The sequence below is a fragment of the Comamonas endophytica genome (assembly GCF_023634805.2).
Lineage (GTDB): Bacteria > Pseudomonadota > Gammaproteobacteria > Burkholderiales > Burkholderiaceae_C > Comamonas > Comamonas endophytica.
Map to the genome: position 1 here is coordinate 2,874,616 of NZ_CP106881.1, position 19,068 is coordinate 2,893,683.

The following is a 19,068-nucleotide window of genomic DNA, read 5'->3' on the forward strand; positions in this document are numbered from 1 at the left end:
CTCCGCCAGCATTGGCTGCTACCAGATAAATAGCACATGTCCACGAATTCCTATCCCTTGCTGCAGACCGTGAACAGTCCTGCGGACCTGCGCGGCTTCACCCGCACCCAGCTCAAGACGCTGGCCGCGGAGCTGCGCAGCTATGTGCTCGACAGCGTGTCGCGCACCGGCGGCCACCTCAGCTCCAACCTGGGCACGGTGGAGCTCACGGTGGCGCTGCACGCGGTGTTCGACACGCCCGAAGACCGGCTGGTCTGGGACGTGGGCCACCAGACCTATCCGCACAAGATCCTGACCGGTCGGCGCGAGCGCATGGCCAGCCTGCGCCAGCTCGGCGGCCTGTCGGGTTTTCCGCTGCGCAGCGAAAGCGAATACGACACCTTCGGTACCGCGCATTCCTCGACCAGCATCTCGGCGGCGCTGGGCATGGCGCTGGCCGCCAAGCGCAAGGGCGAGAAGCGCCGCGCGGTGGCGATCATCGGCGACGGCGCGATGACGGCGGGCATGGCCTTCGAGGCGCTGAACAACGCCGGTGTGGCCGACGCCAACCTGCTGGTGATCCTCAACGACAACGACATGAGCATCAGCCCGCCGGTGGGCGCGCTCAACCGCTACCTCGCGCAGCTGATGAGCGGCCAGTTCTACGCCAAGGCGCGCGACATGGGCAAGAGCGTGCTCAAGCAGGTGCCGCCGCTGCTGGAACTCGCCAAGCGCCTTGAGCAGTCGGCCAAGGGCATGGTCGTGCCGGCCACGCTGTTCGAGAACTTCGGCTTCAACTACATCGGCCCGATCGACGGCCACGACCTCGACTCGCTGATCCCCACCCTGGAAAACATCAAGGGCCTCGAAGGCCCGCAGTTCCTGCATGTGGTGACCAAGAAGGGCCAGGGCTACAAGCTGGCCGAGGCCGATCCCGTCACCTACCATGGCCCGGGCAAGTTCGATCCCAAGGTCGGCATCGTCAAGCCCGCGACGCCGCCCAAGGCGACCTTCACGCAGGTCTTCGGCCGCTGGCTGTGCGACATGGCGGCCCATGACGAGCGCCTGGTGGGCATCACGCCGGCCATGCGCGAGGGCTCGGGCATGGTCGAGTTCGAGCAGCGCTTTCCGCTGCGCTACTACGACGTGGGCATCGCCGAGCAGCATGCGGTCACTTTCGCGGCCGGCATGGCCTGCGAGGGCGTCAAGCCGGTGGTCGCGATCTATTCGACCTTCCTGCAGCGCGGCTACGACCAACTGATCCACGACGTGGCGCTGCAGAACCTGCCGGTGGTATTTGCACTGGACCGCGCCGGCTTGGTCGGCGCCGATGGCGCGACCCATGCCGGGGCCTACGACATTCCCTTCGTGCGCTGCATTCCCAACATGTCGATGGCCTGCCCGGCGGACGAGCGTGAGCTGCGCCAGCTGCTGAGCACGGCCTTTGCGCAGAACCACCCGGTTGCCGTGCGCTATCCGCGCGGCAGCGGCGCGGGCATCGAGCCCCTGGCCAGCCTGGAAGGCCTGCCCTTCGGCAAGGGCGAGATCCGGCGCGAGTCCGGCAAGGTCGCCACCGCCGGGCCACGCATCGCGATCCTGTCCTTCGGCAGCCTGCTGTATCCCGCGCTGGAAGCCGCCGAGGCGCTGGATGCCACCGTCGTGAACATGCGCTGGGCCAAGCCGCTCGACGTGGAACTGCTGCTCGAGGTGGCGGCGCGCCACGACGCGCTCGTGACGCTGGAAGAGGGCGCCATCATGGGCGGCGCCGGCAGCGCCGTGCTCGAAGCCCTGCAGGCGGCGCGCGTGCCGCGCCCGGTGCTGCAGCTGGGCCTGCCGGACCAGTTCATCGAGCATGGCGACCCGGCGCGGCTGCTGGCGCTGCAGGGGCTCGACGCGGCCGGCATCACGCAGTCGGTGCGGGCGCGGTTTCTGGCGGATTGAGAGCCGGTAAGCAGTGTCTGAAGTCGCCGCGAGGCGGCTTCAGACCGTTTGCGGTGAGCCTGCCACCCAACCGTTCGTGACGAGCTTGGCACCCAACCGTTCGTGGTGAGCTTGCTACCCAACCGTTCGTGGTGAGCTTGCTACCCAACCGTTCGTGGTGAGCTTGCTACCCAACCGTTCGTGGTGAGCTTGTCGAACCATGGACGGCCTGCCCTATAGATAGCCCGTCCATCCTTCGACAGGCTCAGGGCGAACGGATCAGGCATGGATGGCCCGTCCATCCTTCGTCAGGCTCAGGACGAACGGATGAGGCATGGATGGCCCGTCCCCCTTCGTCAGGCTCAGGACGAACGGTTTGCCCTTCGACAGCCTCAGGACGAACGTTGCCCCTCGGCAGGCTCAGGACGCTCGGAGCGAGACATTTCCTTGTGCTTTCCATCCCTGCAGCAATAAAAATATGTAGCGAATGGCGCGAAGCCCGGGTTTACCCAGGAAGGTCAAGCGCCGAGGGTTTTTACAATCCCTGACATCCAGCCTGGATGGGTGCCGTGCCCATTTCCGCGGGGGAACTGGCGACAGTGCAGCCAGGCGTTTTACCGGAGTGTTTACATGGATCGTCGTTCATTGATCAAGCAGGCAGGCATTGCCGGCGTTCTCGCCGCGGGTGCCGCGCCCGCGGTGCATGCCCAGGCCGCCGTGCGCTGGCGCCTGGCCTCGAGCTTTCCCAAGTCGCTGGACACCATTTTCGGCAGCGCCGAAACCTTCTCGCGCACCGTCAAGGCCCTGTCGGGCGGCAAGTTCGACGTCTCGCTGCATGCAGCAGGCGAGCTGATGCCGGCGTTCGGCGTGGTTGATGCGCTGCAGAACAGCACCATCGAGATGGCGCAGACCGCGCCCTACTACTTCACCGGCAAGGATGCGATCTTTGCCTTCGCCTGCGCTGTGCCCTTCGGCCTGACGGCGCGCCAGATGGATGCCTGGATGGAGCACGGCAACGGCCGCAAGCTGCTCGATGCGTTCTTCGCCAACTACAACATCAAGAGCTACAGCGCGGGCAACACCGGCACGCAGATGGGCGGCTGGTACCGCAAGGAAATCAAGTCGGCGGCCGATCTCAAGGGCCTGAAGATGCGCCTCGGCGGCGGCCTGTTCGGCGAAGCCATGGCCAAGCTGGGCGTGGTCTCGCAGAACATGCCCGCGGGCGATGTCTACCAGGCGCTGGAAAAGGGCACGCTGGACGCCACCGAGTTCGTCGGCCCCTACGACGACCAGAAGCTGGGCTTCAACAAGGTCGCGCCCTACTACTACTACCCCGGCTGGTGGGAAGGCGGCGCCGAGCTCGGCTTCTTCGTCAACGCCAAGGCCTATGCCGCGCTGTCGGCAGAGAACAAGGCGATCGTCGATGCCGCCACCAAGGTCGCGGCGCGCGACATGACGGCCAAGTACGATGCCTTCAACCCGATCGCGCTGAAGAAGCTGGTGGCCGACAAGACCCAGCTCAAGGCCTTCCCCAAGGACGTGATGGACGCAGGCTTCAAGGCCTCGATGGAAGTCTTCGGCGAGCACGAGGCCAGGTCGGCCGAGTTCAAGAAGATTCACCAGGACATGCGCGCCTTCCAGCGCGACCAGCTGCTGTGGGAGCGCTTTTCGGAGTTCCGCTTCAACAGCTACATGACTTCGGTCAAGCTGTAAGCAAGGCACATGGCTGGCAACGCACCGCGCTCCAGCCCATGGCAAGAAGCCGCTCAGGGCCAGCCCCGAGCGGCTTTTTTTCGCCCTGCCGCCACGAGCGTGCAGGTCTGATAACAAAAGAGGAGACAAGAAATGGATCGTCGTTCCATCCTGAAAAATGCCGGTATCGCGGGTGTCCTGGCGGCCGGCGCCGCGCCGGCAGTGCACGCCCAGCCCGTGGTGCGCTGGCGCATCGCATCGAGCTTTCCGAAGTCGCTCGACACCATCTATGGTTCGGCCGAGGTGTTCGCGCGTGCTGTCAAGGAGATGTCCGGCGGCAAGTTCGAAGTCTCGGTGCATGCGGCCGGCGAGCTGATGCCGGCCTTCGGCGTGGTCGATGGCGTGCAGAACGGCACCGTGGAGGCGGCCCACACCGCGCCCTACTACTTCTTCGGCAAGAACGAGGCTTTTGCCATCGGCGGGGCGATACCGTTTGGCATGAATTCGCGCCAGCTCACGGCCTGGATGGTGGACGGCAACGGGCGCAAGCTGATGCGCGAGTTCTATGCCAAGTACAACATCGTCAACTTCCTGGGCGGCAACACCGGCGCGCAGATGGGCGGGTGGTTCCGCAAGGAAGTGAAGTCGCCGGCCGACATCAGCGGCCTGAAGTTCCGCGTCGGCGGATTTGCCGGGCGCGTGATCGAGCGCATGGGCGGCGTGCCGCAGAACATTCCCGCGGGCGAGATCTACCAGTCGCTGGAAAAGGGCACCATCGATGCCGCCGAATGGATCGGGCCCTATGACGATCTGAAGCTGGGCCTGAACAAGGTCGCGCCCTTCTACTACTATCCCGGCTGGTGGGAAGGCAGCCTGAACCTGGAGTTCTACGTCAACCAGAAGGCGCTGGCAGCCCTGACGGCCGAACAGCGCGCCATCGTCGAGGCCGCGACGCACGAGGCGCATGTGGTCACGCAGGCGCGCTACGACGCGCGCAATCCCGGCGCACTCAAGCAGCTGGTGGCCGCCAAGGCGCGCGTGCTGCCTTTCCCGCAGACCGTCATGGATGCGTCGTTCAAGGCCACCATGGAGCTCTACGGCGAGCTGGAGAAAAGCAATCCCGAGTGGAAGAAGATCTACGCCGACTACCGCAACTTCCAGCGCGACCAGATTCTCTGGTTCCGCTTCGCCGAGTCGCGCTTCGACAACTACATGGCGACGCAGAAGCTCTGAGCTTTTCAGCACCCACCGGAAGCCAGGCCTTGCCTGGCTTTTTTCATGGGATTTGCTCGACCGCCGCAGCCCTTGTGCTTGAAACGCGGAAAAACGCTGCGCTTGGCAAAGAAGTTTCTGTAGGCATGCTCGATGTCCGTGAGCGCAGGCTGCAGCGGGTCACAGGACGCCTCCTTGAGCCAAGGGGTGGCGGGCTGTGGCGCCACGCGGTCAGGGATTTCGCCAGTGCCGCATAGCCGATGAACCTGCCGCGGCGGCCATCGCCATGCGCCAGCTTTCCCGCAACTGAGCCGGATGCAAAAAGCCCCTGCGGGCGGACCGGCAGGGGCTTGGGATGGGCTTGGGAGGGGCAGGGGCTCAGGGCTTGGCGGCGTCGCGCTCCAACGATTCCTGCAGTGCCTTGAGCGCATCCTCATTGCTGTCCGCAGCGCCGGCTCCCGGCACTTCGGCTCCGGGCATGTTCAGCGTCGGATCATCGAAGTCCACCTCGGCCGGCATGCTGGCTTCCATCTCCAGCCGGATCTTGTCGAGGTCGTATTCGACCTTTTCATCCAAGCCGCTGGAGACGATGCCCGGGAAGGCAATGATCAGCGCCACCATCAGCAGCTGGATGCCGACGAAAGGCACGGCGCCGGCATAGATCTGCATGGTGGTCACGGGCTCGACCATCTTCTTCGTGACCTTGTCCACATAGGCCTTCACCGGTGCCACGCTGCGCAGGAAGAACAGCGCGAAGCCGAAGGGCGGGTGCATGAACGAGGTCTGCATGTTGACCGCCAGCAGCACGCCGAACCACACCAGGTCGATGCCCAGCTTCTCGGCCACGGGCGCCAGCAGCGGCACGACGATGAAGGACAGCTCGAAGAAGTCCAGGAAGAAGGCCAGGAAGAAGATCATCACGTTGACGACGATCAGGAAGCCGAGCTGGCCGCCGGGCAGGCTGGTCAGCAGGTGCTCGACCCACAGCGGTCCGTCCACGCCCTGGAAGGTCAGGCCGAACATCGTCGCGCCGATCAGGATGAACAGCACGAAGCACGACAGCTTGGTGGTGGACATCAGCGCCTGGCGCAGCAGCGCCATGTTCAGGCGCCCGCGCGCCATCGCCATGACCATCGCGCCGAGCGCGCCCATCGCGCCGCCTTCGGTGGGCGTGGCCACGCCGAGGAAGATGGTGCCCAGCACCAGGAAGATCAGCAGCAGCGGCGGGATCAGCACGAAGGTCACGCGCTCGGCCACCTTGGACAGCAGGTTCAGGTGCGTCAGGCGGTTGATCGAGGCGGCGACGAAGGCCAGCGCCACGCCGAAGCACATGGCCACGACGATGGTCTCGTCGAGCGCCACCGTGTCGACGGCCTCGCCGGTCCACCAAGTGTGCAACTCGGCCATGTGCTGGCCGACGAAGATCGACGCGCCCACGCACAGCACGGTGAGCACCAGCAGCGAGGGCATGCCCGACTTGCCGTCGGCCTCGCGCAGCGTGCGCGCCTCGGGCGGCAGCGCCGGCACCAGGTGCGGCTTGAAGATGGCCAGCGCGATGATGAACAGCGCGTAGAAGCCGGTCAGCATCAGGCCCGGCAGGAAGGCGCCCTTGTACATGTCGCCGACGCTGCGGCCGAGCTGGTCGGCCAGCACGATCAGCACCAGCGAGGGCGGGATGATCTGCGCCAGCGTTCCGGAGGCCGCGATCACGCCCGAGGCGATGCGCCGGTCGTAACCGTAGCGCATCATGATCGGCAGCGAGATCAGGCCCATGGAGATCACCGAGGCGGCAACCACGCCGGTGGTGGCGGCCAGCAGCGCGCCGACGAAGATCACCGCCAGCGCCACGCCGCCGCGCACCGGGCCGAACAGCTGGCCCACGGTTTCCAGCAGGTCCTCCGCCATGCCGCTGCGCTCGAGGATCAGCCCCATCAGCGTGAAGAAGGGAATGGCCAGCAGCGTCTCGTTCTGCATGATGCCGTAGATGCGCAGCGGCAGCGCCTGCAGCAGCGCCTCGGGCAGCACGCCGAGCTCGACGCCGATGAAGGCAAAGAACATGCCGCAGGCGCCCAGGCTGAAGGCCACGGGAAAGCCCAGGATCAGAAACACCATCAGGCCCGCGAACATGATCGGGGCCAGGTTGTGGGTCAGGAATTCCATTGCTTATGTCTCCTGCGCTCAGGCGTCCGGGGTGTTCTTCTTGCCGCCCGCGAGGTTGCGGATGGCTTCCGCCAGGTCTTCCTCGGCGGTCTTTTCCGTCTTCTTGGCGGTCGGGTCCTCGATCAGGCCCTGCAGGAAGGCAATGCGCTTGATCAGCTCGGACCAGCCCTGCAGCAGCAGCAGCAAAAAGCCCAGCGGCATCATCAGGTAGACCGGCCAGCGAATCAGGCCGCCGGCATTGCTGGACATCTCGCCGGTCTGCAAGGCCTGCCAGAAGAAGGGCACGCCCAGCCAGATGACGGCCAGGCTCACCGGGGTCAGGAAACAGATGAAGCCGAAGATGTCGATCCAGATCTGCTTGCGCTTGGACAGGCGGCTGGACAGCACGTCGACCTTCACATGCTCGCCCTGCAGCAGCGTGTAGCCCGCGGCCAGCAGGAAGGAAGCCGCGAACAGATACCACTGCACTTCGAGAAAGGCGTTGGAGCTGGTGTTGAATACTTTGCGCACCACCGCGTTCACGCCGCTGATGACGGTGGAGGCCAGGATGAGCCAGATGACGTATTTGCCGACCTGGGTGTTAAGCCAGTCGACCCCTCGTGAAAACCTGAGTAAAGCCTGCATGGTGTCTCCAATCAAAAGGCCGTTCGTTCTGCCGGGCGGGCTCCGGTTGGGAGGCCTCCGGTAATTTTTTGCAACGACCGATTCTAAGGAGCGGATGCCGGAAAATAATGATAAAAATATAGGACTTTTACTATATTTCATGCGTCTATATTGCTACTAAATTGGTAGCAATAGGGGTTTACCTTGGTAGGGTAATACTGTCGTTTTTGCGTGTGTGCAGCAGCATTTCAGTCGATGGCGTAGCGCCTGCGCATGGCTTCGCTGAAGGCAGTGCTGGCGCTGAGCGTCAAGCCCAGCGTGACGCGCTGGCCGGGCACCGTGCCGAGGCGCAGGTGCCCGCTGGCCTCGTCGAAGCCAATGGCCAGCGGCCGGCCGTCGTCCTGCTGCGCATGCAGATCGAGATCCCACTCGCCGCCTTCCTCGATCGGTCCGCGCCGGCCGGCAAAAGTGCGGCTGGCCCAGCGCAGCAACTGCTCGACTTCCGCCACCAATGCCGGCACGCGCTCGGCCGTGACGCTGGCCAGCGCATCCCAGGTGGCCGTGCCCTCGTCGTCTTCGCTGTAGTCGAAATCCAGATAGTCCAGTGGCATGGGATGCTCGCGGCAGTTGAAAGGCCGCCATTGTGGCCCGCGCGCGCATTCACAAAGAGAAACCTGGGCCCTGGGGGAGTGCCTTGCGTGACGCGACATAATTGACGGCTTCTATCGTCAAACAGGACATCTCCGTGGATATCGTATTGCTGGTCAAGGCCGCCATCATGGGCGTGGTCGAAGGTCTGACCGAATTCCTGCCCATCTCCTCGACCGGCCATCTGATCCTTGCCGGCGCACTGCTCGGGTTCGAGGGCGAGAAAGCCAAGGTGTTCGACATCGCCATCCAGACCGGCGCGATCTTTGCCGTGATCCTGGTCTATTGGCAGAAGATCCGCAGCACCGTCGTCGAGCTGCCGACCAGCGCCCACGCGCGGCGCTTTGCGCTCAACGTGTGCATCGGCTTTCTGCCGGCCGTGTTGCTGGCCCTGGCCTTCGGCCACATGATCCAGGCGCATCTGTTCACGCCGCTCGTGGTCGCCACCACCTTCATTCTCGGGGGCTTCGTGATTCTCTGGGCGGAGAAACGCCCGAATGCCAGGGTGCGCGTGCATTCCGTCGACGACATGACGCCGATGGACGCGCTCAAGGTCGGCCTGGCGCAATGCCTGGCGATGGTGCCGGGCACCAGCCGCAGCGGCGCCACCATCATCGGCGGCATGCTGCTGGGCCTGTCGCGCAAGGCGGCCACCGATTTCTCGTTCTTCCTCGCCATGCCCACGCTGATCGGCGCGGGCGTTTACAGCCTGATCAAGCAGCGCCATCTGCTGAGCGCCGCGGACATTCCGATGTTTGCCACCGGCCTGCTGTTCTCGTTCATCAGCGCCTGGTTCTGCGTGCGCTGGCTGCTGCGCTATATCTCGAGCAACAGCTTCGTGCCCTTTGCGTGGTACCGCATCGTGTTTGGCATCATCGTGCTGGTCACCGCCTGGACCGGGGCCATCGCCTGGCATGGGGAGTGACCGCCAGCGTGGCGGCACGGCGCCCGTATTTCATCAGCAGGAGATTTGCATGACAGTGGAAAAGGTGGCGTTGATCACGGCAGGCGGATCGGGCATGGGCGCGGCGGCAGCGCGCAAGCTGGCGCAGGATGGCTACCGGGTGGCGGTGCTTTCGTCTTCGGGCAAGGGCCAGGCCCTGGCCGAGGAACTGGGGGGCGTCGGCGTCACGGGCTCGAACCAGTCGGTCGAGGACCTGCAGCGTTTGGTCGATCTGGCCATGCAGCGCTGGGGCCGCATCGACGCGCTGGTGAATTCGGCCGGCCACGGCCCGCGCGCGCCGATCCTCGACATCAGCGATGACGACTGGCACAAGGGCATGGACGTCTACTTCCTCAACGCCGTGCGGCCCGCGCGGCTGGTGGTGCCGATCATGCAGGCGCAGGGCGGCGGCGCGATCGTCAACATCTCCACCGCCTGGGCCTTCGAGCCCACCGACATGTTCCCGACCTCGGCCGTGTTCCGCGCCGGATTGGCGAGCTTCGTCAAGATCTTCGCCGACACCTACGCCGCGCAGAACATCCGCATGAACAATGTGCTGCCCGGCTGGATCGACAGCCGGCCCGAGACCGAGGAGCGGCGCGCTTCGGTGCCGATGCAGCGCTATGGCACGGCCGAGGAGATTGCCGCGACGGTGGCGTTCCTGCTGTCGGAAGGGGCGGCGTACATTACCGGCCAGAATATCCGTGTGGATGGCGGCCTGTCGCGCAGCGTCTAGTTGCGCACCGAAAGCAGATTGAGCAGCGAAGCCTCGATCGCCGCTGCCGTGGCCTCGGGGCGCTCCATCGGGAACAGATGGCTGCCATCGAGCATCATGCTGCGGCCCTGCGTGATGCGCAGCGTCAGATCGAGGCCCACCCGGCGCAGCTCCTGCGAACCGCGCCCGCCGATGAAAGCGGCGGGGCAGCGCAGCGGGTGGCGGCGCAGCAATGCGTCGAGGTGGTGCGGCAGGGTGTTGTAGATCGCGGTCTCGACATCGCGGTCGAAGGCCAGCACGCGCTTGCCGCCTCCGTCCTTGAGACCGTGCCGCACATAATCCTGCAGCACCTCGGGATGCCAGTGCGCAAAGGCCTTCTTGGCACGGAAATGGGCCAGCGCTTCCTCGTCGCTGGACCATTGGTTGCGCCGGCGCCGGCTGATCTTGCCCGGCGAGACGGAGCCTACCAGCTGCGCGCGCTTGGCCATGCCCAGGGTGGTGGCGCGCCAGCCGCTGATCAGCGGCGCGTCGATCAGCAGCACGCCGCGCGCCAGCTCCGGGTGCTGCGCCGCGGCCATGACGCTGAGAAATCCACCCAGCGAATGCCCCACGAAAAACACCGGTTCGCCCAGGCGCTCGACCTCGGCGCGCGCGAAGTCGGCCAGCTGCCGCACCAGGTGCGGCCAGTTGTCGCTGACCGGGTAGCGTGGATCGTGGCCGAATCGCTCCACGGCCCCGACCTCGCAGCCGCGCTTGCGCAAGAGCGCGAAAAGCAGGCTGTAGGTGGATGCGGGAAAGCTGTTGGCGTGCGAGAAGACCAGCGGCAGCATGGCGCCCTGCGCCTCAGCGCAGCGCAGACTCGTCGTCGCCGTCTTCGGTACCGTTGTCGATGTCGGCGCCGGAATGTGTCTCGCCCGCCATCAGATGGTCGGGATGCACCGGCGCGATCGGCAGATGGCCGGAGCGCAGCGCCGATGCCGTGGTATGGACGCCGCCCTGGCGCAGCCCCGTGGGCGCGGCCGGAGCCGGCTGGGCCGCGACGACGTCCGGCGTGATCTTGAGCAGTGGATGGCAGCGCCGGCTTTCGACCCGGATCGGCGCGTTGGTGACGCCGCCGTCCCAGGCCGGGTCCTCGATGCTGTCGAACACATGGCGCAGGCGCTCGCCCCAGTTCTCGTGCAGCAGCCGGTAATAGGGGTTGCTCTCGTCGATGCAGACGATCTTGTCGCTGGCGAATCGGCCTTCCTCGTACACGATCAGGTCCAGCGGCAGGCCCACCGACAGGTTCGACTTGATGGTGCTGTCCATCGACACCAGCGCGCATTTCGCGGCTTCGGCCAGCGGCGTCTGCGGCGTGATGACGCGATCGAGCACCGGCTTGCCGTACTTCGACTCGCCGACCTGGAAGTAGGGCGTCTCGTGCGTGGCCTCGATGAAATTGCCCGCCGAATAGACCTGGAACAGGCGCATGCCCTCGCCGCGGATCTGCCCGCCGAACACCAGCGAGACGTTGAAGTCGAGGCCCGCGCGCTTGAGCGCCACGCCGTCGCGGTCATAGACATGGCGCACGGCCGCGCCCAGGATGCGCGCGGCATCGAACATGCTGCGCGCGTTCCAGATGGTGAGCATCTCGCCCGTGTGCTCGTCGCGCAGCTGCTGCAGCTGCAGGATCTCGCGCACCGATTGCGAGATCGACAGGTTGCCTGCCGACAGCAGCACCATGAAGCGGTCGCCCGGCGACTCGTAGACCATCATCTTGCGGAAGGAGCTGATGTGGTCGAGACCGGCGTTGGTGCGCGAGTCGGACAGGAATACCAATCCCGCGTCGAGTTTGATGGCTACACAGTAAGTCATGGTTTCCGGGCAAGTCCTTGAAGAGCGTACAAGTGATCGAGGGCCTCGCGCGGACTCAGGGTGTCGAGTTCGAGGTCCAGCAGGCGCTGCTGCAGTTCGCTGGCCTCGGCGCGGGGTTCGGGCGGCTGCGGCGCGGCAAAAAGATCCACCTGGCGCCGGTCCTCGCCGGCGCGCTCCTCGAGCGCCGCCAACGTATGCCTCGCATGGTAGAGCACTGCGGTGGGCATTCCCGCAAGTTTAGCCACCTGGATGCCGTAGCTTCTGCTGGCAGGCCCGGGCTGGATCTCGTGCATGAACACGATGTCATTGCCGGCCTCGGTCGCTCCCACATGCACGTTGACAGCTTGCCGCGCCTTGGCGGGCAAATCCGTGAGCTCGAAGTAATGGGTTGCAAACAATGTGAAAGCACGTGTCTTGTCGTGCAGATGCGTGGCGATGCCGCTGGCCAGCGCCAGGCCGTCGAAGGTACTGGTGCCCCGGCCGATCTCGTCCATCAGCACCAGGCTGTGCGGCGTGGCGGCATGCAGGATCTGCGCGGCCTCGGTCATCTCCAGCATGAAGGTCGATTGCGCGTTCGCCAGGTCGTCGGCCGCGCCGATGCGGGTATGGATGGCATCGATCGGGCCCAGGCGGCACGCCGTGGCCGGCACATGGCTGCCCATGCTCGCCAGCAGCACGATCAGCGCCACCTGGCGCATGTAGGTCGATTTGCCGCCCATGTTCGGGCCGGTGATGATCTGCATGCGCGCGTTGGCGTTCATGCGCGTGTGGTTGGCGATGAAGGCGCCGCTGGAGGTCTCGGCCAGCCGCGCCTCCACCACCGGGTGGCGCCCGGCTTCGATCTCTATGCAGGGCTGGCTGACGAACTCGGGCGCGCACCACTGCAGCGTGAGAGACCGCTCGGCGAAGGTGCACAGCACATCCAGCGTAGCCAGGGCGGCGGCCACGCGGGTCAGGCCCGCGACATGCGGCTGCAGCTGGTCGAGGATCTGCTCGTACAGCCACTTCTCGCGCGCCAGCGCGCGCTCGTTGGCGGACAGCGCCTTGTCCTCGAAGTTCTTCAGCTCGGGTGTGATGAAGCGCTCGGCGTTCTTCAGCGTCTGGCGGCGGCGGTAGTCGTCGGGCACGCGGTCGAGGTAGCTGCCTGTGACCTCGATGTAGAAGCCATGGACCTTGTTGAACTGCACGCGCAGGTTGGGAATGCCGCTGCGCGCCTTCTCGCGCGTTTCCAGGTCGAGCAGGAAGCTGTCGCAGTTGGTCTGGATCGCGCGCAGCTCGTCGAGTTCGGCATCGAAGCCGCCGGCGATCACGCCGCCGTCGCGCACCAGCGCTGCGGGTTCCTCCAGCAGCGCCGCCTGCAGCAGCGCCGCGCAGCCGTCGGGCGGCAGGGCATGGCCAAAGACCTGGTTCAGGTAGTCGCAAGGCGAGGCGGCGGTCGCGGCCAGCAGCTGGGCCTTGGCCAGCGTCTTGCCCAGTGCCACCAGCTCGCGCGGGCGCACCTGGCGCAGCGCGATGCGCGCGGTGATGCGCTCCACGTCGCTCACGCCCTTGAGCTCGGCGCGCAGCAGCTGCCAGGGCGCGGCGCCGGCCGCCTGGCCGCCGCGCAGCACCGCGGTGGCCGCCAGGCGCTCGCGCGCCGCAGTGCGGTCGCGCCGCGGCTCGAGCATCCAGCTCTTGAGCAGGCGGCTGCCCATGCCGGTCTGGCAGGTGTCGAGCAGCGAGAACAGCGTGGGGCTGTCCTCGCCGCGCAGCGTCTTGAGCAGCTCGAGGTTGCGGCGCGTGGCCGGCGGCAGGTCGATCAGTTCGTCGTTGCGCTGCACCTGCACGCTGTGCAGATGGCTCAGCGCACGGCCCTGCGTGTGCTCGGCATAGGACAGCAGCGCGGCCGATGCCGCATGCGCCAGCCCCAGCGCTTCGGCGTTCCAGGCCTGCAGGCTGGCCGCGCCCAGCTGCTCGAGCAGCTTGCGCTCGCCCAGCGCCTGGTCGAACTGCCAGTCGGGCCGCGGGCACAGCGGGCAGGCCAGGCTGCCGCCATGGCGCAGGCCCTGCAGGTGCTTCTCGAAGCGCTCGGTCACGCCGGCGCTGTAGATCAGCTCGCTGGGCGCGATGCGCACCAGCCAGTCGCCCAGTTCCTCGGGCGTGCATTCGGCCAGGTGCACACGGCCCTGGGTGACGCTGAGCCAGGCCAGGCCGCAGCGGTTGCGCGGGCCCGCGTGCACCGCCAGCAGCAGGGCCTCGCTCTTGTCGGACAGCAGTGCCGCATCGGTCAGCGTGCCGGGCGTGACCACGCGCACCACCTTGCGCTCGACCGGACCCTTGCCCGCGCCGACCTCGCCGACCTGCTCGCAGATCGCCACCGATTCGCCCATCTTGATCAGGCGCGCGAGGTAGTTCTCCAGCGCATGGAAGGGCACGCCGCACATGGGGATGGGCTGGCCGCCCGACTGGCCGCGCTGGGTCAGCGTGATGTCGAGCAGCCGCGCGGCCTTCTCGGCATCGGCATAGAACAGCTCGTAGAAGTCGCCCATGCGGTAGAACACCAGCGTGTCGGGGTATCCGGCCTTCAGGCCTAGATACTGCTGCATCATGGGAGTGTGCGCCGAAAGCGGCGTGCCTGCCGGCCCCTGGACGGCTTCGGTATTCTCGATATTCACTTTTGAATCAATCACTTGGGTTGGCTGCGCGGGTGGCGTGCAGCCCGGCGGTTGCCGAGGGCGCCGGCCTGCATCGCAACGCTGGCATGGATCCGTGCTCTGCGCCCGGTTGCGGGAGCGCGCCGCGCAACGCCGCAGGTTTGCTTGAAGAGGTGCGCAAACACATTATTGTCGATGACGCGTGCGCTGCCCGTGGCGCAGCCGCCCGCATACCCCTGGCGCGGGCTTCGGCCATGGCTCGAATTGCCTGGAATCGCTGCAACTCATCGGGGGAGAAGGCCGCGCCAGGTTCACCGACCCTACCCCCGGAGGAACCCGGCATGTGGCGCCGTGCCGGGTTTTTTTCATTCCTGGCCTGCGGCATGGGCCCTGCTCCAGCAGGTTCATTTGATGAGAATAATTCTCATTGATATAAACTGCCAGGCAGCACCAGCGGCGTTTCAGGGGTGGACACCGCGCATGCTTGCCCGCCGCCTTCGGCGGGCATTCATTTCGCGGCATGCCGCAACCGCACTCCGCCAGGGCCGACCATGGAACTTGCCGCGCACGAACTTCCGCAAACGATCACCGAATACCACGCGCTGATGCGCCACTACGGCCAGACGCAGGCGCGCTGCGATGCGCTGGTGCGGGCCCAGGCCGCGCAGATCGCGCGCCTGGAGGGCCAGGCCATGCGCCTGCGCGCGGCCGTGATCGTGCGCGACACGGCGCTGGCCTGGGAACGCACGCAGCGCATGGAGGCGCTGGTGGTCTGCATGCAGAACCTTGCGCGCGAGCGCCTGCAGGGGCAGTGGCGCGGTGCACGGGCGGCGGCAGAAGACGCGGCCGGGGCACTTGCAGCCGAGGCGGCACGGGAGGAGGCCACAGGCCTTACGGCGGCCAACCTGGTGATCTGCCAGACCGGCTGCCTCAGCCATGGCGACTACTGGCGCGTGCAGGACCACTGCCGGCGCACCGGCAAGACCTGCGTGCTGGTCGAGCAGGCGTCCGGCGCGCACATCGCCGGATGGGAGCCCGCGGCTGCGCCGGCCTGCCTGGCCCCAAGCCTGCCGACGCCCGAAAACACCCTGTCCTGAGCACCACCCGCGCCTGGATATCGTTTCCCTGCGCGTCCAGGGTTGTTAGTATCTGCGGGCCGATCCGCGGACAGGGCCGCGCAGCCAGCAGGCTGCGCCCGGCCTTTCGCGTCTGGCGGATAACAACGACATGATGGATTGCAGCGGCCGCGGGCCCGCTGCAGCGCACGGAGGCAACGGGGCGGCATGCAGGATCAGATTGAACGAGCACGGGCCGTTGGCGCCTGGCGCCAGGGGCTTCACGCGATGGCCGGGTGGCTGCCGGGAGGGCCCGCACCCCGCAGCCCCGGATCACCCATGCGCGATCTGCTGGGGCTGGTGCTGGTGGCCGGCATGGGCGCGCTGCTGGCGGTACAGGCAGTGACGCTGTGGCGCCTGGATGACCGCGCGCAGCAGCGCCAGCGCATCCTGGACGAGACGCAGCAGGCGTTGCTGGCGCAGACGCTGCACAGCAGCACACTGTCGGGCGCCATTGCAGTGGGCCTGGCGGATCCCGCCATCAAGGACCTGGCGCGCGGCTTCGACGTGCCGCCCGAGGAGGCACAGCTGCATTTCGCCCGGCTGCGCATGCGCCTGCCGGTGCTCAGCGTGCATGTGATCGACCGCGCGGGCCGCAGCATGGCGCAGGACGACAGCGAGCGCGCCGCGCCCGGGCGGCTGCAAGTCTTCCAGCCGTATATCAGCCAGGCCCTCGGAGGCCGGGCCAGCGTGTTCGCGGCGCTCGAGCAGGGCACCCGCACGCGCAACCTGTTCTATGTGGCGCCGGTGCGCAGCACGGCGCGGGCCGACTCCGAGGTGCTGGGCGTGGTGATGCTCAAGACCGATGCCGCGGCGCTCGATGCCGTGCTCAACCGCCATGGCCTGACCACCTTGCTGCTGAACCCGCATGGCGTGGCGTTTTCCGCCACGCGCCCGGGCTGGCGCTATGCGATGACCGCGCCATTGACGCAGCAGCGCATCGATGCCGTGCGCCAGAGCGGAATCTTCGCCGGATATTTCCGCAACGGCGTGGCTTCTGCGCTGCCATTCGATGAGGACAGCACCGAGGTGCGCGTCGATGGCGCGCGCCATGTGGTGGACCGGCGCGCCCTGGACTGGCTCGATCCGGCAGGCCACTGGCAGCTCGTGGCACTGGACAACGTCAGCGCGCTGATGACCTGGCGCGACCGCTGGTGGGTGGCCTCGGTGGCGTTCGCGCTGCTGCTGCTGCTGGGCCTGCTGGCGCTGCGGCTGCGCCGGCAGGGCGAGCGCCTCGACGCGCTGGGCGGGCACCACGATGTGCTGCGCGAAGCGTTGCTTGCCAGCCCCATGGCCGCGGTGCTGACCGATGCCGACGGGCGCATCGTCTGGGCCAACGCGCAATATGAGCGCGACAGCGGCTATGCACTGGCCGCGCTGCGCGGCCAGAAGCCCTCGCTGCTGGCCAGCGGCCAGACGCCGCCCGCCACCTATCGCGACCTGTGGTCCACGCTGATGGCGGGCCGGCGCTGGGAAGGCAGCCTGGTCAACCGCGACCGCGCCGGGCAGCTGCACGAGGAATGGGTACAGATCGATCCGGTATTCGACGGCTGCGGGCGGCGCATCGCCATGGTCGGCTGGCACCAGCGGCGCGCCAGCGCGCAGCGCGTCCGGCTGGCGGCCTGAAGCGGCGCGGGCAAAAAAATACCGCCCCGGGGGGCGGTATCCGCAGGCCGCGAGCAGGGCTCAGGCCTGGTCGTCTTCGCCAGCTGCAGGGGCTGGCTCGGCGGGCGCCTGCGCATCACCCTCGGCCAGGGCCTGGCGCACGCCGGCCTTCTCGCCCGCTCCGGCGAACTTGCTGTACTTGCCCAGCGCCGTGACCAGGTGGCCATAGACGCGGGGGTTGCCGGCCATGCACTCGCGCTGCTCGAGGAAGTCGGCTTCGCCGGTGTAGTTGCCCACCAGGCCGCCGGCCTCGGTGATCAGCAGCGAGCCCGCGGCGATGTCCCAGATGCTCAGGCCGTTGTGGAAGAAGCCGTCAGCAAAGCCGGCCGCGACATGCGCCATGTCCAGCGCCGCCGAGCCCGACTGGCGCACGCCGGCCACGCGCGGCATGACGTCCGTGACCATGGCCATGTGGGCCTTGAAGTTGTCGCCCTGGCGGAAAGGGAAGCCGGTGGCGATCAGGCAGTCGCGCATCTGCGCGCGCTTGCTCACGCGGATGCGGCGGTCGTTGAGGAAGGCACCGCGCCCGCGCGTGGCGGTGAACAGGTTGTTGCGCGTGGGATCGTAGACCACGGCGTGCTCGATCTTGCCCCGGTAGGCCAGCGCGATGCTCACGCAGTAGACGGGCAGGCCGTGGATGAAGTTGGTGGTGCCGTCGAGCGGATCGATGATCCAGACGAAGTCCGAGTTCTTGGCGCCGAACTCGCGGCCGGTTTCCTCGGCCAGGATGCCGTGGCCGGGGTAGGCCGTCAGCAGGGTTTCGATGATGGCCTTCTCGGCCGCCTGATCGATCTCGGTCACGAAGTCGTTGACCTGCTTCTGTGCGATGCGCACGGATTCCACGTCCAGAGCCGCGCGGTTGATGAGGGCGCCGGCGGCGCGTGCGGCTTTGATAGCCACGTTGAGCATGGGATGCAGGGTAGACGACATGGATTGTGAACGTTGGCGCTGCGCGGCCCAAGGAAAAATAGGCAGCGCGGCACGCGGTTAAGAACAGGGGTGGGCCAGCTCCGGCGATGCGGGCGGCGACAATGGCTGGCGATTTTACCCGGCCTGTCCGATTCGTGCTGCGCATTGCCCTGCAACCCGTGCGGCCAGCGGCCTTTGCTGCCGTTTTGTTCTGCCTGTACCTGCCCCTGCTTTTTGTAATGCCATGAAGACCCGATTCGTCCTGATCCAGACCAGCCATGCCGGCAATGTGGGCGCCGCCGCCCGCGCCCTCAAGACCATGGGCTTCGACGACCTGGTGCTGGTGGCGCCGCGCTGGGCCAACGTGCTGCGGCGCGAGGAAACCATCCAGCGCGCGAGCGGCGCGCTCGACGTGCTGGCCAAGGCGCGCATCGTTGAAACTTTGGACGAGGCGCTCGACGGCATGAGCCACCTGTGCGCCACCGCCATGACACCGCGCGATTTCGGCCCGCCAACGCGCACGCCGCGCGCGCACCTGGAGATGCTGGCCAGGGGCGCGCTGCAGGCAGGGCCGGCGGCGCCCGGCGCGGCGCCCGAGACCGGCGTGGCCTTCCTGTTCGGCTGCGAGCGCTTCGGCATGTCCAACGAGGATGTCTACCGCTGCGACGTGGCGCTGTCGATCCCCTCGAATCCGCAGTTCGGCTCCCTCAACCTGGGCGCGGCCATCCAGCTGATCGCCTATGAATGGCGCCAGGCGCTGGGCGGCTTCGCGCTCGAGGGCGCCGCGCCCGCGCAGCTGCCCGACCGCGCCGATGCCGCCCAGGTCGCCGGCATGCTGGGCCACTGGGAGCAGGCGCTGGCGCACATCGGCTTTCTCGACCCGGCCGCGCCCAAGAAGCTCATGCCGCGCCTTAACCAGCTTTTCAACCGCGCGCAGCTCAGTCCCGAGGAAATCCATATCCTGCGCGGTGTCGCCAAAGCCATGCTGCAATGCACCGCGCCAAAGCGATAGACTGAACA

General features: G+C 66.9%; 15 protein-coding genes. 8 read left to right on the plus strand and 7 right to left on the minus strand.

Annotated features, from left to right (window positions below; genetic code table 11):
- The first annotated feature begins 36 nt into the window (after positions 1 to 36).
- The 3 genes from dxs (at position 37) to M9799_RS13015 (ending at position 4,824) form a co-directional block, all read left to right on the plus strand.
- On the plus strand, positions 37 to 1,920 hold the full coding sequence (gene dxs, locus M9799_RS13005; protein ID WP_231042096.1) for a 1-deoxy-D-xylulose-5-phosphate synthase: 1,884 nt from the start codon (positions 37 to 39) through the stop codon (positions 1,918 to 1,920).
- 609 nt (positions 1,921 to 2,529) lie between these two features.
- A complete protein-coding gene (locus tag M9799_RS13010) occupies positions 2,530 to 3,612 on the plus strand; it encodes a type 2 periplasmic-binding domain-containing protein (RefSeq protein WP_231042097.1) in 1,083 nt (360 codons plus the stop codon).
- 132 nt (positions 3,613 to 3,744) lie between these two features.
- Positions 3,745 to 4,824: a TRAP transporter substrate-binding protein gene (locus M9799_RS13015; RefSeq protein ID WP_231042098.1), complete on the plus strand. Its 1,080-nt coding sequence runs from the start codon at positions 3,745 to 3,747 to the stop codon at positions 4,822 to 4,824.
- Positions 4,825 to 5,181: 357 nt separating this feature from the next.
- Here M9799_RS13015 and M9799_RS13025 read toward each other — a convergent pair whose 3' ends face one another.
- The 3 genes from M9799_RS13025 to M9799_RS13035 all read right to left on the minus strand — a co-directional run bounded on the left by M9799_RS13025 (position 5,182) and on the right by M9799_RS13035 (position 8,177).
- Positions 5,182 to 6,963, minus strand: a complete 1,782-nt coding sequence (locus M9799_RS13025; protein WP_231042099.1) for a TRAP transporter large permease — start codon at positions 6,961 to 6,963, stop codon at positions 5,182 to 5,184.
- An 18-nt stretch (positions 6,964 to 6,981) separates the two neighbouring features.
- Positions 6,982 to 7,587, minus strand: a complete 606-nt coding sequence (locus M9799_RS13030) for a TRAP transporter small permease subunit (RefSeq protein ID WP_231042100.1) — start codon at positions 7,585 to 7,587, stop codon at positions 6,982 to 6,984.
- A 227-nt stretch (positions 7,588 to 7,814) separates the two neighbouring features.
- Positions 7,815 to 8,177, minus strand: a complete 363-nt coding sequence (locus M9799_RS13035; protein WP_231042101.1) for a hypothetical protein — start codon at positions 8,175 to 8,177, stop codon at positions 7,815 to 7,817.
- Between the two features lie 134 nt (positions 8,178 to 8,311).
- On the opposite strand from M9799_RS13035, the gene M9799_RS13040 reads away from it, so the two are divergent.
- Together M9799_RS13040 and M9799_RS13045 are read left to right on the plus strand one after the other, a co-directional pair.
- Positions 8,312 to 9,139, plus strand: a complete 828-nt coding sequence (locus tag M9799_RS13040; RefSeq protein ID WP_231042102.1) for an undecaprenyl-diphosphate phosphatase — start codon at positions 8,312 to 8,314, stop codon at positions 9,137 to 9,139.
- Positions 9,140 to 9,188: 49 nt separating this feature from the next.
- The gene (locus tag M9799_RS13045; RefSeq protein WP_231042103.1) at positions 9,189 to 9,893 is read left to right on the plus strand and encodes an SDR family oxidoreductase; all 705 of its coding nucleotides are present in this window, start codon (positions 9,189 to 9,191) and stop codon (positions 9,891 to 9,893) included.
- Here M9799_RS13045 and M9799_RS13050 read toward each other — a convergent pair.
- The 3 genes from M9799_RS13050 to mutS are packed head-to-tail and all read right to left on the minus strand — an operon-like array spanning position 9,890 to position 14,314.
- On the minus strand, positions 9,890 to 10,702 hold the full coding sequence (locus M9799_RS13050) for an alpha/beta fold hydrolase (RefSeq protein ID WP_231042104.1): 813 nt from the start codon (positions 10,700 to 10,702) through the stop codon (positions 9,890 to 9,892). The genes M9799_RS13045 and M9799_RS13050 overlap by 4 nt on opposite strands.
- Before the next feature lie 13 nt (positions 10,703 to 10,715).
- Entirely contained in the window at positions 10,716 to 11,726 is a 1,011-nt protein-coding gene (locus M9799_RS13055) for a proteasome-type protease (RefSeq protein ID WP_231042105.1), read from the minus strand.
- On the minus strand, positions 11,723 to 14,314 hold the full coding sequence (gene mutS / locus M9799_RS13060) for a DNA mismatch repair protein MutS (RefSeq protein WP_231042178.1): 2,592 nt from the start codon (positions 14,312 to 14,314) through the stop codon (positions 11,723 to 11,725). Before mutS ends, M9799_RS13055 begins: the two co-directional genes overlap by 4 nt.
- A gap of 596 nt (positions 14,315 to 14,910) precedes the next feature.
- Between mutS and M9799_RS13065 the strand changes: the two genes are divergently transcribed.
- Entirely contained in the window at positions 14,911 to 15,456 is a 546-nt protein-coding gene (locus M9799_RS13065) for a DUF2325 domain-containing protein (RefSeq protein WP_231042106.1), read from the plus strand.
- A 297-nt stretch (positions 15,457 to 15,753) separates the two neighbouring features.
- Positions 15,754 to 17,100: a PAS domain-containing protein gene (locus M9799_RS13070; RefSeq protein ID WP_231042107.1), complete on the plus strand. Its 1,347-nt coding sequence runs from the start codon at positions 15,754 to 15,756 to the stop codon at positions 17,098 to 17,100.
- 60 nt (positions 17,101 to 17,160) lie between these two features.
- On the opposite strand, the gene M9799_RS13075 is transcribed toward M9799_RS13070, so the two are convergent.
- Positions 17,161 to 18,069, minus strand: coding sequence for an inositol monophosphatase family protein (locus tag M9799_RS13075; RefSeq protein ID WP_231042108.1), 909 nt, complete (start codon positions 18,067 to 18,069; stop codon positions 17,161 to 17,163).
- A 223-nt stretch (positions 18,070 to 18,292) separates the two neighbouring features.
- Here M9799_RS13075 and M9799_RS13080 point away from each other — a divergent pair, with 223 nt between their 5' ends.
- Positions 18,293 to 19,060, plus strand: a complete 768-nt coding sequence (locus M9799_RS13080; protein ID WP_231042109.1) for an RNA methyltransferase — start codon at positions 18,293 to 18,295, stop codon at positions 19,058 to 19,060.
- Positions 19,061 to 19,068 lie beyond the last annotated feature (8 nt).

Excerpts from the sequence above, each read along its gene's own strand:
- dxs (WP_231042096.1), top strand. The coding sequence starts at position 37 with ATGTCCACGAATTCCTATCCCTTGCTGCAGACCGTGAACAGTCCTGCG.
- M9799_RS13010 (WP_231042097.1), top strand. The coding sequence starts at position 2,530 with ATGGATCGTCGTTCATTGATCAAGCAGGCAGGCATTGCCGGCGTTCTC.
- M9799_RS13015 (WP_231042098.1), top strand. The coding sequence starts at position 3,745 with ATGGATCGTCGTTCCATCCTGAAAAATGCCGGTATCGCGGGTGTCCTG.
- M9799_RS13025 (WP_231042099.1), bottom strand. The coding sequence starts at position 6,963 with ATGGAATTCCTGACCCACAACCTGGCCCCGATCATGTTCGCGGGCCTG.
- M9799_RS13030 (WP_231042100.1), bottom strand. The coding sequence starts at position 7,587 with ATGCAGGCTTTACTCAGGTTTTCACGAGGGGTCGACTGGCTTAACACC.
- M9799_RS13035 (WP_231042101.1), bottom strand. The coding sequence starts at position 8,177 with ATGCCACTGGACTATCTGGATTTCGACTACAGCGAAGACGACGAGGGC.
- M9799_RS13045 (WP_231042103.1), top strand. The coding sequence starts at position 9,189 with ATGACAGTGGAAAAGGTGGCGTTGATCACGGCAGGCGGATCGGGCATG.
- M9799_RS13050 (WP_231042104.1), bottom strand. The coding sequence starts at position 10,702 with ATGCTGCCGCTGGTCTTCTCGCACGCCAACAGCTTTCCCGCATCCACC.
- M9799_RS13055 (WP_231042105.1), bottom strand. The coding sequence starts at position 11,726 with ATGACTTACTGTGTAGCCATCAAACTCGACGCGGGATTGGTATTCCTG.
- mutS (WP_231042178.1), bottom strand. The coding sequence starts at position 14,314 with ATGATGCAGCAGTATCTAGGCCTGAAGGCCGGATACCCCGACACGCTG.
- M9799_RS13065 (WP_231042106.1), top strand. The coding sequence starts at position 14,911 with ATGGAACTTGCCGCGCACGAACTTCCGCAAACGATCACCGAATACCAC.
- M9799_RS13070 (WP_231042107.1), top strand. The coding sequence starts at position 15,754 with ATGCGCGATCTGCTGGGGCTGGTGCTGGTGGCCGGCATGGGCGCGCTG.
- M9799_RS13075 (WP_231042108.1), bottom strand. The coding sequence starts at position 18,069 with ATGTCGTCTACCCTGCATCCCATGCTCAACGTGGCTATCAAAGCCGCA.
- M9799_RS13080 (WP_231042109.1), top strand. The coding sequence starts at position 18,293 with ATGAAGACCCGATTCGTCCTGATCCAGACCAGCCATGCCGGCAATGTG.